Origin of the sequence: Paenibacillus sp. FSL R7-0128, from assembly GCF_038002245.1 — a bacterium.
In the GTDB taxonomy this organism is placed as follows: domain Bacteria; phylum Bacillota; class Bacilli; order Paenibacillales; family Paenibacillaceae; genus Paenibacillus_AQ; species Paenibacillus_AQ silagei.
In genome coordinates this window covers 18,599-32,733 of sequence record NZ_JBBOCD010000002.1, presented here as the reverse complement: position 1 = coordinate 32,733, position 14,135 = coordinate 18,599, and the positions used below count along the sequence as shown (strand labels likewise).

Annotated in this window: 15 protein-coding genes and 2 riboswitches; of the genes, 4 read left to right on the top strand and 11 right to left on the bottom strand. The window is 52.9% G+C overall.

Going from position 1 to position 14,135, the window contains the following annotated elements; genetic code table 11:
• Window positions 1-50: 50 nt before the first annotated feature.
• Window positions 51-872 carry a flagellar motor protein MotB gene (motB, locus tag NST26_RS33860; RefSeq protein WP_339252727.1) on the bottom strand — a complete coding sequence of 274 codons (822 nt, stop codon included), beginning with the start codon at window positions 870-872 and terminating at the stop codon, window positions 51-53.
• Window positions 856-1,656 carry a flagellar motor stator protein MotA gene (gene motA, locus NST26_RS33855; protein WP_036724422.1) on the bottom strand — a complete coding sequence of 267 codons (801 nt, stop codon included), beginning with the start codon at window positions 1,654-1,656 and terminating at the stop codon, window positions 856-858. Before motA ends, motB begins: the two co-directional genes overlap by 17 nt.
• A 203-nt stretch (window positions 1,657-1,859) precedes the next feature.
• On the opposite strand from motA, the gene NST26_RS33850 reads away from it, so the two are divergent.
• Complete coding sequence (locus tag NST26_RS33850; RefSeq protein WP_339252729.1) at window positions 1,860-2,153, top strand: hypothetical protein; 294 nt, start codon at window positions 1,860-1,862, stop codon at window positions 2,151-2,153.
• A gap of 211 nt (window positions 2,154-2,364) precedes the next feature.
• Window positions 2,365-2,640, top strand: a complete 276-nt coding sequence (locus tag NST26_RS33845; protein WP_036724424.1) for a 4a-hydroxytetrahydrobiopterin dehydratase — start codon at window positions 2,365-2,367, stop codon at window positions 2,638-2,640.
• A gap of 131 nt (window positions 2,641-2,771) precedes the next feature.
• Here NST26_RS33845 and NST26_RS33840 read toward each other — a convergent pair whose 3' ends face one another.
• The 6 genes from NST26_RS33840 to NST26_RS33815 form a co-directional block, all read right to left on the bottom strand.
• A complete protein-coding gene (locus NST26_RS33840; RefSeq protein WP_036724468.1) occupies window positions 2,772-3,128 on the bottom strand; it encodes a c-type cytochrome in 357 nt (118 codons plus the stop codon).
• 127 nt (window positions 3,129-3,255) lie between these two features.
• Window positions 3,256-3,741, bottom strand: a complete 486-nt coding sequence (locus NST26_RS33835; protein WP_036724425.1) for a GNAT family N-acetyltransferase — start codon at window positions 3,739-3,741, stop codon at window positions 3,256-3,258.
• A 239-nt stretch (window positions 3,742-3,980) separates the two neighbouring features.
• A complete protein-coding gene (locus NST26_RS33830; protein ID WP_209879512.1) occupies window positions 3,981-4,472 on the bottom strand; it encodes a C40 family peptidase in 492 nt (163 codons plus the stop codon).
• Window positions 4,473-4,476: 4 nt separating this feature from the next.
• A riboswitch (cyclic di-AMP (ydaO/yuaA leader) is annotated at window positions 4,477-4,619 on the bottom strand.
• Between the two features lie 388 nt (window positions 4,620-5,007).
• Window positions 5,008-5,436 (bottom strand): C40 family peptidase, encoded by a 429-nt coding sequence (locus NST26_RS33825; protein WP_051477954.1) that lies wholly within the window; start codon window positions 5,434-5,436, stop codon window positions 5,008-5,010.
• Between the two features lie 57 nt (window positions 5,437-5,493).
• Window positions 5,494-5,632, bottom strand: a riboswitch (cyclic di-AMP (ydaO/yuaA leader).
• 211 nt (window positions 5,633-5,843) lie between these two features.
• Window positions 5,844-6,677 (bottom strand): hypothetical protein, encoded by an 834-nt coding sequence (locus NST26_RS33820; RefSeq protein WP_340980909.1) that lies wholly within the window; start codon window positions 6,675-6,677, stop codon window positions 5,844-5,846.
• 9 nt (window positions 6,678-6,686) lie between these two features.
• Window positions 6,687-8,702, bottom strand: a complete 2,016-nt coding sequence (locus NST26_RS33815; protein ID WP_340980908.1) for a M1 family aminopeptidase — start codon at window positions 8,700-8,702, stop codon at window positions 6,687-6,689.
• Between the two features lie 104 nt (window positions 8,703-8,806).
• Here NST26_RS33815 and NST26_RS33810 point away from each other — a divergent pair, with 104 nt between their 5' ends.
• Complete coding sequence (locus NST26_RS33810; RefSeq protein ID WP_036724431.1) at window positions 8,807-9,313, top strand: YwhD family protein; 507 nt, start codon at window positions 8,807-8,809, stop codon at window positions 9,311-9,313.
• A gap of 94 nt (window positions 9,314-9,407) precedes the next feature.
• On the opposite strand, the gene NST26_RS33805 is transcribed toward NST26_RS33810, so the two are convergent.
• The 3 genes from NST26_RS33805 to NST26_RS33795 form a co-directional block, all read right to left on the bottom strand.
• Window positions 9,408-9,890 (bottom strand): AbrB/MazE/SpoVT family DNA-binding domain-containing protein, encoded by a 483-nt coding sequence (locus NST26_RS33805; RefSeq protein ID WP_036724433.1) that lies wholly within the window; start codon window positions 9,888-9,890, stop codon window positions 9,408-9,410.
• A 268-nt stretch (window positions 9,891-10,158) separates the two neighbouring features.
• Complete coding sequence (locus tag NST26_RS33800) at window positions 10,159-10,836, bottom strand: DNA-3-methyladenine glycosylase (protein ID WP_340980907.1); 678 nt, start codon at window positions 10,834-10,836, stop codon at window positions 10,159-10,161.
• Window positions 10,837-10,934: 98 nt separating this feature from the next.
• Window positions 10,935-13,007 carry a transglycosylase domain-containing protein gene (locus tag NST26_RS33795; RefSeq protein WP_209879501.1) on the bottom strand — a complete coding sequence of 691 codons (2,073 nt, stop codon included), beginning with the start codon at window positions 13,005-13,007 and terminating at the stop codon, window positions 10,935-10,937.
• A 261-nt stretch (window positions 13,008-13,268) separates the two neighbouring features.
• Between NST26_RS33795 and NST26_RS33790 the strand changes: the two genes are divergently transcribed.
• Window positions 13,269-14,126, top strand: coding sequence for a carbon-nitrogen hydrolase family protein (locus NST26_RS33790; protein ID WP_036724439.1), 858 nt, complete (start codon window positions 13,269-13,271; stop codon window positions 14,124-14,126).
• Window positions 14,127-14,135 lie beyond the last annotated feature (9 nt).

Below are 14,135 nucleotides of genomic sequence, written 5' to 3'. Positions count from 1 at the left end.
TAGACCCCTGGTAGGGCCGTTCGAAGCAGCTCTTATTTGTTTCCTTACTATCAGGGAGCTGTTACATTAGAGACATCCGTTGTCTCCGCAGCAGCGTCCTTATATTTACGCAGGATGGATACTTCTACCCGGCGGTTCTTGGCCCGCCCGGCAGCCGTAGCATTGCTAGCGATGGGATGATATTCGCCAGAGCCGGTCGGGCTGAACTTCGTCGGGTCCAGGTTGGGATTCAGCAGCAGAATCTTCATGAACTCAAGGGCACGATCTACACTAAGATCCCAGTTCGAGGAGTACGTGCTGTTGGAGATCGGAACATTATCGGTATGCCCCTGCACCAATACTTCATAATCAGGGAATTGCTGCAGCATAGTTGAGATCGACTTGGCCAACTGGCGGGATTCATCTTTCACTACAGCCTGTCCCGAAGCGAAGAGGGCATTGTCGCTAATCGTGATCATCAGCTGGGACTGATTCAGCTTGGTGCTAAGCAAGTCAGTCATTCCGTTGTTCTTGATGTACTGGTCGAACTGCTTCTTCAGCTTCTCCAGATCCTCCTGCTCCTTGGCACGGAGCTTGGACAGATCGGAGGTGCCGGTGTTCTTGGAGATCACGCTGTTCATTTTATCCTGCTTGCCCTGGTCCAGCTGGGTGCTGGTCGGAGAATCCGACCGGTACTCCAGGACGCCGCCGCCGCCGCTGAGCGCTGAATTGAAGGCTTCAGCCATTTGCTGGAACTTCACGGCGTCCGTAGCGCTCATGGCGTACATAACAAGGAACAGAGCAACCAGCAAGGTCATCAGGTCGGAATAGGGAAGCAGCCAGGATTCATCGGCGTGCTCTTCATGTTCCTCATGCCTAGTCTTTTTGCTCACTGGAAGCCCCCTCCTTCTCGCTCAGCTTGGCACGCTCGGACGGAGTCAGGAAGACGGACAGCTTCTGGTTAATAGCTATGGTAGACACCCCGGACTGGATGGAGAGCAGACCCTCCACCATCATCAGGCGGACTTCAATCTCGCGTTTGGATATCCGCTTCAGCTTGTTGGCCATAGGGTGCCACATGACATAACCGGTGAATATCCCGAGCAGGGTTGCAATGAAGGCACCGGCAATCGCGTGGGCCAGGACGTCCATATTACTCATATCACCCAAGGCGGCAATCAGCCCGATAACAGCCCCGAGTACCCCTAGTGTAGGGGCATACATCCCGGCTTGGGAGAAGATCAAGGCTCCGGCTTTATGTCTGTCTTCAGTGGCATGAATATCTTCCATTAATACATCACGGACGAACTCCTGATCATTGCCGTCAATAATCATCCGCATGCCGTTTCGGAGGAAATTATCTTCAATTTCATCGACATTGGACTCCAGAGCCAGCAGCCCTTCGCGGCGGGTAATGGATGCCCATTCCATGAACATGGTAATCAGTTCGGGCTTACCGACCATCTTTTTCTTCGTAAACAGGATCTTCAACAGCTTAGGGAAATTCTTGACTTCCGACATCGGAAAGGCCATGAAGATGGAGGCAGCCGTGCCAAGAAAAATAATGACATAGGCAGCGGGGTTGTTCAAGCTTGCAAGTGGAGCATGCTTGAGTATCATCCCCCAGATTACTGCGATCAGACCAAACACCAGGCCTAGAATTGTTGAGATTTCCATTTATGCACCTCGTCCATGAGAATTAAGAAGTGATCGACTAACCGCGTAATTCGTCCTTGAACCGCGGGAGAACACTCTGTTCGTAACCAAATCACGTATATTCTTCTTTATCGACATCATTCCCTTTTTTGTGAAGTGATTTTTTCGGCTATAATAGATAAGGTAGGTTATTATTCATCAGCGAAGAAAACGGAGTGATTGATGTGGGAGTTAAGCATGGCAGGGATTACGGTGAAATTCTGGTTGAACTGACAGGAGCCGTTGGACGGATTACAGACGGGTACATTTTTTTTGAAATGGAGCCTGAAGAGTGGACGAATCTGCCGGAGGAATCGAGGCAGGAGGTCTGGGAGGCGCTTGCGGAAGACCTGTTCTACGCACTGGGCAACGAGCCGGTCATTCAGGTGGGCAGCGGAGTTGTGATGTACGATAAAGAAACACACCGCATTAATATTCTGCTGGGCGATGAGGATCTGGCTTCGGTCGTTCTTGTATAAAGCAGGGGAAAAATGCGGCAGCGGGTTTGTCCCGGGCATCCGGCCATGTTAAAATTGGAAGTGGAGTACTAATTGCCGGGATGTCAGAATACATTTAATCAAAAATCTTTGGCCTGGCACATCCCTTGGACTTTCAGAAGCTGAGGGATGTTTTATTTGAAGGAGAAGAGCAGGCTGAAGGAACCGTTAACTTAGCAAGGGAGGAAACGAATTGCAATTAACTGAGGAACAACTGCAGGAGCAGATCGGCAAGCTTGAGGGCTGGAAGCTGGAGAGGGATAGGCTGGTGCGCAAATATATGTTCAGTGAATATATGAAGGGAATTGCCTTTGTGGATGAGGTAGCGACAATTTCGGAGGCCTTTGACCATCACCCGCATATCACCATTGATTACAAGACGGTTGTTCTGCGGCTGGCTGCAGATGTGGAGAAGCTTGATCTCCGCCAGGCGCATGAATTTAATGAGGCATTCGAGAAGACCCGCTAGAGGACAAGGCCCCTATGGAGACAACAGGAATATCTAATTAATAGAAATGCCCGTGCAAGGATCGTTCGTTATCCTCGTCACGGGCATTATACATTTAAAATGAGGAGCATGGTGTGAGTACAGGTTGCGGATTATTTCTTCTCGGCCAGCCATAGGGCTACATTCGCAATCTCTTCAGGGGCCAGCCTGTCTTTGAAGGGAGGCATCTGTCCGCGGCCCTTGGTGACTATGCTGAAGATCTGAGCTGCGTCATGCGAAGCGCCTTCCTGCTGCAGGCTGGGTCCCGCCCCGCCCTGAAGCTGGTCTCCGTGGCAGGAGATACAATTGGCCTTCACTGTGGCTTCTGCGCCCGCAGCGTCCAGCACAACCTCCGGCATGGTCGGCTTGTTCTGCTCCGCCACCTCGGATTTACCGGGTAGGGTAAACATTAAGATTACTGCAAAGGCACAGGCGGCAAAAAACAAACCGCTCATGATCCATTTCTGCATCTGCATCCGTCCCTCCATGTAAGCTGCTGTCTCCATTATAGCGGATGGTGAAGCGTTATCATAGTATGTGTGTCAAAAAAATGAACACAAATGATCCATTTTTTGCAAAACTCTCTTGTCTCCGGTGCTATTCCTCATAGACCATGCAATAAAAAGGCTTATTACCGGTCGGAGTGCGGCGTTCATAGGTATCCGTTATGGTGAACCCGCATTTCTGGTAGGCGCGGATGGCGCGCTGGTTCCAGGTCAGCACCTCCAGGTCGATCTCACATTCCGGGTAACGCGACCGTGCTGCCTGCACAATAGCCTTCATGAACAGATGCCCCATTCCATGGCCGCACAGCTCGGGCCGCATTCCGACACCAAGCCGGACTACCCCCTCCATCGGAAAGAGCTGGGCGAAGCCGCACAGATCCCCCTCTCCATTCACAACCGATACATATTGCCTACTTCGCAGCTGCGGGTCTCCGAACTCCACGCCCAGCGCCTGCATCTGCTCCCAGGACATCCAGCCGTAAATATTATACGGCGGCTTGTAGCTCCACTCACAGATCTCAGCGGCATGCTGCGGCTCCATAGGCACCACGTAAAAGGTTAGCGGGGAGCTAATCATTAGGCGAGGCCTCCTTCCAGGGGAAATAAATTCAATATAATTATATACAAAAACAGCGAGTTTCGACGCAATTTCCGTGCGGAAATCCAGAAACTTGACAAACGCCAAAATATATTTTCCGAAAGCGCAGAATCAGTGTTTTACAAATATAGAGAGGGGTAAGTAATTTTATAGACAAAAAAAGCCCTTCTCCAAGATTTCGGCAAAAATCTCGGAAAAGAGCGTTAGGTTACAAAGGATTATTGTACATCATCGTTGTCTTGGGAATCCGAAGCTACAGTCTTGTAGGCATCTGTACTCATGATTCGCTTGGCGCCAACGTAGCGGTTGACGTAATAGCTGTCACTCAGCGAACTGATGGTTACACCACGTGAGGAAGAGGCATGGGCGAATTCGCCGTCACCAACATAAATACCTACATGGGATATGCCCTTACCGCTTGTATTGAAGAATACAAGATCGCCCGGTCTCATCTCGTCACGGGACACGGCAGAGCCCATCTGATACTGGGAGCCGGATTGATGGGGCAGGTTAATGCCGATCTTATCAAAAACATACATTGTAAATCCGGAGCAATCAAACCCGTTAGTTGATGTACCGCCGGACACGTATTTGGTTCCGATGGCTTTGTCGATCACTTTATCCATTTTGGAATCCGCGAAAGCGCTTCCTGCTCCGATGGTGAAGATAATGGACAAGCTTAGTACTGCGGCTGCTAGCTTCTTCTTCAAAAGTAAATACCCCTTCCAATGCCTACGAGGTTAGCTTAAGGGTTCGGTTGAAGGTCCCCTATGACCCCTCTTAGAATAGGAGGTCAATTCACCCAAAGTGGTTCCCCCGTTTCCCTAATTCATTAGGGAACTCGGCACGACTGTTGATTAGGATTAGCGGTTCATTCAATACATGACAAAACCTTTGTTAAAATCGATTCAATAATTACAAAAATGTTACTAAAAACTCACTGCGATAATTGTAACAAAGACTTCGGCGCTTGGCAATCACTTATAACATATTAATGCATCTTTTTTGCTGTTTTTTAGAGTTATAGCCCTTTCCAAAGACTCATATCTATGCGCAGGGGTTAATTTATATGATTATTTCTTTGTTTTTGCAAAAAAATGCTGTTTCAAGGCTGCGAATTCGGTGTAAAAGGTAGAATAAGGAAAAGGAAAAACCCGGAAATGATTACGGCAATAATCATCCCGAGCTCGTATAAGTTACATTTAGTTGTTAGAGGCTGAAATATTCGGGGTATGCTTCAAGGGGTCAATCGTAAGCGACAGCTTGGTAGGCTGTTGTGCTCATTACTCGTTTGGCGCCAACGTAGCGGTTGGCCCAGTAGGACTGGCTCATCGAACTGATGGTTACACCACGTGAACTTGAGGACTGTGCGAACTTCCCGTTTCCAACATAAATACCGACATGGGACACTCCGTTACCCAGGGTATTGAAGAACACGAGATCACCGGAACGCAGATTGCTCTTGGATACACTTGTTCCAACTTTGAACTGTGCTTTGGAGGTACGGGGCAAGGTAAGCCCGACATTCTTGAACACATACTTGGTAAATCCGGAACAGTCGAAGCCGCTGGTGGTTGTGCCCCCGGTTTTATACGACGTTCCAATGGTTTTTGAAATCACAGTATCCATTTTGGAATCTGCGAAGGCACTGCCCGCTCCGAGTGTGAATACCATCACAAGACCCAGCGCTGCTGCGGTGCATTTTTTCTTGAAATTCTGACTAATCAAAAGATGTACTCCTTCCAGGGCCTGCGAGGTTAGCTTAAGGATTCGGTAGAAGGTTCCCCTATGACCCCTCTAAAGCGAGATCAATTCACCCAAAATATGGTTCCCCCACTTCCCGGTGCAGGGAATTCGGCGTTTTATGCACCAGAACAGTGACTTATCGGTATTGCTTAAATTGCAAGAGTTACGGAATATTTTGCTTGAAAGATTACAACTTTGTTACTACTGGTACAGCCATCATTGTATCAGAGGATTTCCCCTTTTGCAAATGCTTTTGTCCTCCGTTCAAGCAAAAAAGAGTCCTGCTCCCTGATAAGGGGCTGTGACTCTCTTTAGTATGCCGCTTCAGCAGCTTATTATTGTGGAAATGATTTACTGGACCAAAGGTGGTACTGGGCAGCGATTCCCCACATATCGAACAGCGTGGAGGGCAGCGGAGCTGCCTGGCGGAGCATAAGGGCCGGCAATCCGGGATAGAACAGAGCAGAGGCGCTGCAGAGCAGAATTACGGCCAGGCTTCCCGCCCCCAGAACGATGGATATACCGATCGAAGGCAGCAGCATCTTCAGGCAGATCAGCAGTGAGGAGAACATGCCGGTACCGGCGGTATAGCCGAATTGCATATAGAGCAGAAGCTTGCGGACAAGGAAGAGATAGAGCAGCCAGCCCAGCACATAAGGCACCAGCTTCAGCAGAAGCTGGACATCGAGAACACCGCTGAGCAGATGACGGTACATACGCGGAAGCAGCCAATAGAGCGGCAGGAGGGTTAGCGCCCATTCGATGAGGCTGAACACCAGCACCGGCAGCCCATATTTTCTCATTCCGGGAAAAAAGAACAGTCCCCGCGCTCCGTCGCGCTCCTGGTGAAGCTCGTGCAGCAGCCCTGCACGGATAAAGGGAGTCACCAGCAGCCTTAGCACTGTCAGCGCAAGCAGCATCCACAGCCAGTGCTGGACGGCGGGGTCGGTGTGCAGCGCGGTCTGCCCCTCGATATAATACAGCAGCCTGCCTATTCCGCTGCCGCCGGCATTCGCATCCGGGTAGCGGAGCAGGACGGGGACAACCGCGCTTTTAATGAATTTGTACAGGAAATATCCCCAGAACAGCCGGTAGATAAATAGCAGAATCAATATATAGAATTGCTCTTTCATGCTGATCCAACCGCGGGCAATTGAACTTTTCACCATTCCTTCACCTCACCAGACAAGAGTTCCGAGCAGGGTTTCAAGCAGAGTTGATGCACTAAGCGTCCAGCGGGAGAGTGTACGAGGCTCAAGCTCCGCCATTCTGAAATTATTAAGATGCCTGCTCTCCAGCAGAATGGAATGCCCCGGATCGATCTCTGCGGAGACCAGCGGCGCTTTATACGCTAACTCAAAGGAAGTAGCCTTACCCTCGCCATTCCAGTATTGCTGCACTGTGTACCCGTCTGCGAAGGTGAATTTCACGGGAACATCGGGGTACAGGCTGCCCTTATTGCTTACATCAACCACAGCGCTGTAGCGGCTCCCCCCGCCGTCACTGTTGTCCTGTCTGACGGTGAGCCTGATATCGTCGACTGCGAAGTCGGGTGCACCCCCGCTATAGACATACCGCTCAAAATAAGTCTGCCAGGATTGCTTGGTCACTTTCTCCACAACCTTCTGGAAGTCGGCGGTGGACGGATGCTGGAAGCGGTATTTGCGGGCATAGGCGGCGAGGATGGCATCCATATTCTTGGTCCCGGCGATGCGTTCGATATCCTTCAGCACCAGCTTGCCCCGGATGTATACATTGCGAGTGTAGGCGTCATCACCGGTGTATTTCCAGGTCTCCAGCTTAAGCGGCTGTGAAGAGGAGACCAGGCTGGACTGCAGCGGGAGGCTTGAGACCACACCGTATTCCTGTTCCATCAGCCGGTCTTCGGCATAAGAGGTGAAGCTCTCATCCAGCCAGGCTTCTTCGAATTCATTGCTAGCCACCAGGCCGTAGAAATATTGGTGCCCGATCTCGTGGATGATCGTGCGCTCCAGGGAGGTGCCCGGTGAAGTGTCCGTGGCGCCGAATGCGGTAATCAGGGTCGGATACTCCATTCCTCCGGCCCCGTTGCCGGACTCCGGCGGGACAACAATCGATAAGGTGGAGTAGGGATAAGGGCCGTACCACTTGCTGAATGCCATCAGTGCAGCCTCAGCCGCCTGGAAGTAACGCTCCTGGAGATGCTTATGCAGCGGGTCCAGATAGAGCTTAATCTTCACCCCGGGCACCTGCGGCGCGGAGAAGGCCTTCTCGGCAACCACGAAATCAGGCGATGCCGCCCAGGCGAAGTCGTGGACGTCATCTGCATAGAACTGATAGATCTTGCGCCCCTTCACCACCTTGGCGTCTCTCACCGGAAACCCGGTTGCGGCGACCTTATACTCGGGCGGGACAGAAATCGATACATTGTAAATTCCAAAATCACTGTAGAACTCGGAGTTGCCGTGGTATTGATGCAGGTTCCAGCCTTCTTCCTTGAGTCCTCTTCTGCCGGCAGGCTCATAGACGCTAAGCTTCGGAAACCACTGGCCGGCCATCACGAAGTCGTCAGCGGTTCCCATCCGGGCAAAAATTTTAGGCAGCTTGACCTCGAATTTAAGCCTTACTGTAACGCTCTCACCGCCGTTCACCGGCTGCGGCAGATGGACCTTGAGCAGTGTTCTGTCATTGACATTGCCGTCATCCGGCTGCACATATTGGGTGCGCTGCATCAGCGAAATGCCCTCGGAGGTCCGCAAATCTGTCAGGGTAATGCTCCCGTAACCCCCTGCAGGCATGGTGTCACCGCGAAGCGTGCCCCCGGACTCCTTCATGAAGGTAGTGCCGGCGGATGAGAATGCATTGGGATACAGATGAAAGTAGAGCTCCTGGACCGGCTTTGCGCCCGGATGGGTCCAGGTCAGCGTCTCGGAGGCGACCAGGGTCTCCGCACCCGGCAGGAGCTCCACATCCATGTGATATTCAACCACGCGCTGGCTTAAAGCCTCTGTCTCCGATGTGTAGATCGTATCTGAGAGATCGGACTGCACGGGCTGCTGCCGGGGGATAATGGCGGGGGACTTGGCCTCTTTTGGAACAGAGGCAGTCCATACGGCAGGGCTATGCCCTGACAGAAACCATATTCCGCCTCCAAGCAAGGTGAGGACAGCCAGGACTGCGAAGATGAGGGTATACCTTAATGAATGTGGCTTCATACTATGATTCCTCCCGTGACAAGCATCTACGGGATGTATATGTTTGCAATCGCCGCATTATTAGCTAAAATTAAATAATTAGTGAATGGAAAGGATGTGCACATGTGGATAACGTACAACCGGAGGGCAAAAAACAAATTGCCTTGAATATTGTGAACGCCAGAGCCAAGCATAAAGGCTTCGGTGCAGGCTCGATTGATCTGAACAATGTATCGCCTGTCATTATTGATCAGGGCATCGCCGTTATTGATATAGGTGCCATGCATGCCAAGAGCAAAGTGGAGAAGGGAATTAAATTCTCTATGAACCGTGAGGATGTTCCGGCGGGAAGACAGGTATGGGTCGTATGGGTCGCCGTTGACCGTACCCCGGAGGGACAGTTCTACGGCGGAATTACCGCCTGTGAGATGTGGATTGACACCGAAGCGCGGCGCGGCTGGAAGATTCTTGCGGATCATGTCAATAAGCTGGATGCGGCCTTGAAGCGCAAGCTTATTCTGGATGGACTTGGAAGTGCTGAGCGGGCAGCGCTGAAATCCCTGCTGATGGCCCATAATGAAGAGTGGTGGGCCGCTTCGCCTGAGGAGCTGAAAGCTGCGCTATCGGAATAGAATATCAGGTTATATGCTTCGCCCAAAAATTAAGGCTTGGCCCCAACGGGGCCAAGCCTTATCTGATGTCTAAACAGGGATGAATGGATAACGGTTACTGCGGATCTGTTCTGCCGGGAGTGTTCAGCTTGCGCTTGAGCTGGCTGACTCTGGCTTGGCTGATGCCGAGAACCTCGGCAAGCTCCTTCTGGTTGGCATAGGGATGATCTTCGATCGCTTTCATAAGACGCAGACTCATTTCTTCGGTCTTGCTTCTCCGTCCCCCGCGGGCTGGCTCGGGATGCTCTTCTGCTGAACTAGGGGAGGCATGGATGGGTTCTGATCCGCGGTCGGGGTCACTAAGCTCCTTCAGACAGGTGTTGCAAATGAACTGATCCTTATAGTAGGTCACATGATCAAGACTTCTGCAAAAGGTGCATTCTGTGGAGGTGTACTTTCGGAGGACGATGATATCCTCATCCAGTATAAAAAATTCGATAGGATCCCCAATGTCAATATTACGTGTCATGCGGATTTCTACGGGAACCACAATTCTTCCGAGACTGTCTAAGCTTCGGATCATGCCTGTATCTTTCATCCCATGTCCCTCATTTACATCTTTATATTTTTTGTAGATATATATGATTATAGCAGTAATTGTAAGTTTAGAGAACGGGGGAAGCGTATACAAATAGGGGGATTTATTGTCATTTTATAGGAGTGTTTATCATTTTTTGGCGCCTGAGGGTGCGGAGATCAAAATATAGAAGAAAAACCTCTCCGCCTGGAAAGTTCCAAGGGAGAGGCTGATTAGGGTTCTCTTATTAATACCCAATATACCACAGCCGAAACAGCAGTATAGGCCTTTAGACCAGCCTGTGGGGCTGTGCCTGCGGATCGCTGACCGAGACATAAGGATTGCCCTTCAGATAGAAGCGCCAGGGGCGCCCGGCATACTCTTCCGCATAAGGAATATTGATGCGCGGGGCCTCGACAATATCCAGGGACTCCGGGTCATCCCCCTGCTCGATGCTCAGCGGGCCTTCCGGCAGATCGAACCTGGTATTGTTAAGACTCTTGTCAATCCGCAGCGCCCGGCACAGCTTGCCCGGCCCGCCCGAGAGATCCGAGGGCTTCCTCACGGCAACTCCCCTGTATGCCTTCATAAGCTCGGCATCTCTCTCCGTAAGCGGTTCTACTGCCCGGATCAGAACGGCATGAGGCTCGTCCTGTGCAGCAGTTACGACATTCAGGCAATGGTACATGCCGTAGATCAGGTATACATACACTGCGCCTCCGGCGCTGAACATGACCTCTGTACGGGCGGTCCGGCGGCTGCCATACGCATGGCTGCCTTTATCCTCAGCGCCTCCATAGCTCTCTGTCTCCACAATACGGCAGCGGATGTCCCCGTCTTCTGTGCGGCGGACGAGATGCTGGCCAAGAAGGCGCGGTGCTGCTTCAACTGCCGGGAGCTTGTAGAGCTCAGGCTGGAGCAGCTGTGGCGCGTCCGGCTCAAGGCCGGCGGAGTGATTCGGCTTCATGAATGGATGACACACCTTCCTGCGGCGGAGTTAGGCGGGCGTACGCCTCTGCCAGTCTCCCCATCGTATCGCAGACAGCGGGGAGCGGCAATCCCCGGTTAGTTCATCCACCAGCGCTTGATATTATTCCATAGGGAATGCTCTTCCTTGACCGGATCGGCAGGGCCGGAAGGATCGGAGCTTCCGGAAGCACCGGGTTCACCGGAGCTATGCTGGTCACAATATGCGGTAGGCTCTGTGCCGCTGATGAAGGTCTCCAGCTTTTTCTCCGGACAGTCTGCTGTAGCCAGCATGCCGGACAGCGGATCGACATATACGCTGACCACGCCATCGGGAATGGGAAAAATCTTCGGCGGCACATTCTCCAGTGCTTTTTCCGTGAATCCGGCAAAGATCGGTGCTGCCCGCCTGCCGTCGGTGGTCGCAATATCGCGGCCCTTATCGTATCCGACCCAGACGGCGGTTGAGAGCTCAGGCGTGAAGCCTACCATCCATCCGTCGGTATCTGTAGTGCCGGTCTTGCCGGCAACCGGACGCTTGATCATCGAGGCCACCCGGTTCCCGGTGCCTCCGCTCTCGAAGACCCCCTCCATCAGCCGGGTTAACACGTAAGCCGCTGCCGGCTCAACCACGGGCTGACCCTCTGGCTGCGGAGCTTCATATAGAAGATGTCCGCCCGCATCCGTGATCTTCAGGACCGCAGTGACCGGCTGCTTCACTCCGCCATTCGCAATCACTGCGAAGGCTGCGGCCATCTCCAGCGGGCTGACAGGCGAGGTTCCAAGCGCCAGAGAAGGAACGCTCTGCAGCGGGCTGTTAATCCCCATGGCGGCCGCCATGGCGGCGACCTTATCTGCCCCGATCTTCATAATAGTATTCACTGCATAGATATTGTCGGACGCAGCAATGGCCTGCCGCATATTAATCTCTCCCAGATATTTATCCCCGAAATTCCGGGGCTGGTACGTCTTGCGGTTGTTATCATAATGGAACAGCGTCGGCTGGCTGTTGAAGACGGACAAGCCGGTCATTTCTTTGGTCGACAGCGCCGCCAAATACATAATCGGCTTAAAGGAAGAGCCGGGCTGGCGCGTCTTCGCCAGCGCATGGTTGAAGGAGCTGGTCCGGTAATTCGTGCCCCCGACCATAGCCTTCACATAGCCGGTGCGGGGATCAACAGAGACGAGGGCCGTCTCCAGCTCGCTGCTGTGGTCCATCCCTTGATCCACCGCCGCTTCCGCAGCCTGCTGCATATCCGGGTCAAGCGTTGTATAGACATTCAGCCCGCCCCGGTCCAGCTCGTCACTGCTGATATGCAGGCTGTCGATCACCTGACTGCGCACATAATCGCGGAAATAGGGTGCAGCCACCGTGGTATCCTTTTGACCCTGCGGGCTCAGCTTCAGCTGCTCCTTAGCGGCCTCCTGTGCCTGCGACTCCGTAATATCCCCCGTCTCGACCATGGCAGCCAGGATAATGCCTTGACGCTTCAAGGCGCTGTCCAGATGATTATAAGGAGAATAATAGGTGGGTCCCTTGGGCACTCCGGCCAGCAGGGCGCTCTCCGCCAGATCCAGATCTGCGGCAGCTTTGCCGAAATACATCCGGGCCGCAGCCTCGATTCCGTAAGCGCCGTGTCCGTAGTAGATTTCATTTAAATACATATTCAGAATTTCATCCTTAGAGTATTTCATTTCCAGCTGCAGAGTGTATAGCGCTTCCTTGGCCTTGCGGGTCCAGGTCTTCTCATGGGTCAGGTACAGATTGCGCGCGAGCTGCTGGGTTAAGGTGCTGGCCCCTTGCGTGCGTCTGCCCGCCTCCAGATTGGCGAGCACCGCTCTCCCCATGCCTTTCAGATCAAAGCCGATATGATTATAGAATTTCCGGTCCTCCACAGCCAGCGTGGCCTTGATGAGCAGCGGGGAGATCCGGTTAAGCTCAACAGGCTCGCGGCTGCGGCCGTCTGTAGTGAAGGTGGTCATCACATTGCCCCGTGCGTCAAGCAGTCTGGAGCGGACATCATCCCCGAGCGGGGGGAGCGGCTTCTGATATAGGTATCCAAGCAGAGCGCCGGCTGCCAGGAGGAAGAGCAGGGCGGAGACGGCCAGCAGCCGAAAGAGCAGGCGGAAGCGGCGTTTGCGGACTTTGGGTGTGGCAGAATCGCGCGTCATGGTATCAGGCTCCTTCGAATTCAAGCAGTGACACAGGCTGGCCCCGTGAGGGCTGCCGCGGCTTGTATTCCTCATTATGGGAAAGGATGAGAGGAGATATTCACCATTGGCAGAGAAAGCGGAACTTGCCCGACCCGGCGGGGAACTTGGGAGTGTCCTTTAAAAGGACGGCAAAGCCGTTTCTACTTGTGAACGGTTATGGTAAAATTTTAGATACTTATGAAAATGCATGTAACTATCATGCCCGGGAGGACTGCCGCCATGGCTTTTCGCGTATCTGCTGTACAATATCATCTGCACACCATCTCCTCCTTCGGGGAGTTTGCTGCCGAGTGTGAGCACTATATCAAGACGGCCGGCGAGTACGGCGCCGAATTTATTCTCTTCCCTGAATTTCTTACGACACAGCTGATGTCGATCGGAGGCGAGGACGGGGAGGCGCTGGGGATTGAGGATCTGCCGCAGTTCACGGATCGTTACCTGGAGATGTTCTCCGGGTACGCGAGGAAGTATGCGGTACACATTATTGGGGGGACCCATGTGCTGCGGCGCAGCGGCAAGCTGTATAATGTAGCCCATCTTTTTTACCCGGACGGAAGAATTGCCGAGCAGGCCAAGCTGCATATTACCCCTGCTGAGGTAGAGGGCTGGAATATGGGGGCGGGTGAGGAGCTTCAGGTATTCCAGACAGATCATGGGACCATTGCCATGCTGACCTGCTATGACATTGAATTCCCTGAGATTGTGCGCATGGCCCGGGCCAAGGGCGCAGATGTGATCTTCTGCCCGTCCTGCACGGATGACCGCCACGGCTTCCACCGGGTACGGTATACAAGCCACGCGCGGGCTATCGAGAATCAAGTCTACGTGGTGCTGACCGGGACCGTAGGCTCCTTACCTACCGTTGATCTGATGCGGGCCAACTTCGGCCAGGCGGCGATTATCACACCCAATGACATTCCGTTCCCTCCGCAGGGTCTGCTGGCCGAAGGAGAGATCAACAACGATATGATCATCACCGCCGATCTGGATCTGGAGCTGCTGTACCGCGTCCGGGAACACGGATCTGTAACGACGTGGCGTGACCGCCGCACCGATCTGTACACCGACTGGACGTAAGGGGGAGAC

Excerpts from the sequence above, each read along its gene's own strand:
- motA (WP_036724422.1), bottom strand. The coding sequence starts at position 1,656 with ATGGAAATCTCAACAATTCTAGGCCTGGTGTTTGGTCTGATCGCAGTA.
- NST26_RS33840 (WP_036724468.1), bottom strand. The coding sequence starts at position 3,128 with ATGCAGAAATGGATCATGAGCGGTTTGTTTTTTGCCGCCTGTGCCTTT.
- NST26_RS33835 (WP_036724425.1), bottom strand. The coding sequence starts at position 3,741 with ATGATTAGCTCCCCGCTAACCTTTTACGTGGTGCCTATGGAGCCGCAG.
- NST26_RS33825 (WP_051477954.1), bottom strand. The coding sequence starts at position 5,436 with ATGGTATTCACACTCGGAGCGGGCAGTGCCTTCGCAGATTCCAAAATG.
- NST26_RS33820 (WP_340980909.1), bottom strand. The coding sequence starts at position 6,677 with ATGGTGAAAAGTTCAATTGCCCGCGGTTGGATCAGCATGAAAGAGCAA.
- NST26_RS33815 (WP_340980908.1), bottom strand. The coding sequence starts at position 8,702 with ATGAAGCCACATTCATTAAGGTATACCCTCATCTTCGCAGTCCTGGCT.
- NST26_RS33805 (WP_036724433.1), bottom strand. The coding sequence starts at position 9,890 with ATGAAAGATACAGGCATGATCCGAAGCTTAGACAGTCTCGGAAGAATT.
- NST26_RS33800 (WP_340980907.1), bottom strand. The coding sequence starts at position 10,836 with ATGAAGCCGAATCACTCCGCCGGCCTTGAGCCGGACGCGCCACAGCTG.
- NST26_RS33795 (WP_209879501.1), bottom strand. The coding sequence starts at position 13,007 with ATGACGCGCGATTCTGCCACACCCAAAGTCCGCAAACGCCGCTTCCGC.
- NST26_RS33790 (WP_036724439.1), top strand. The coding sequence starts at position 13,269 with ATGGCTTTTCGCGTATCTGCTGTACAATATCATCTGCACACCATCTCC.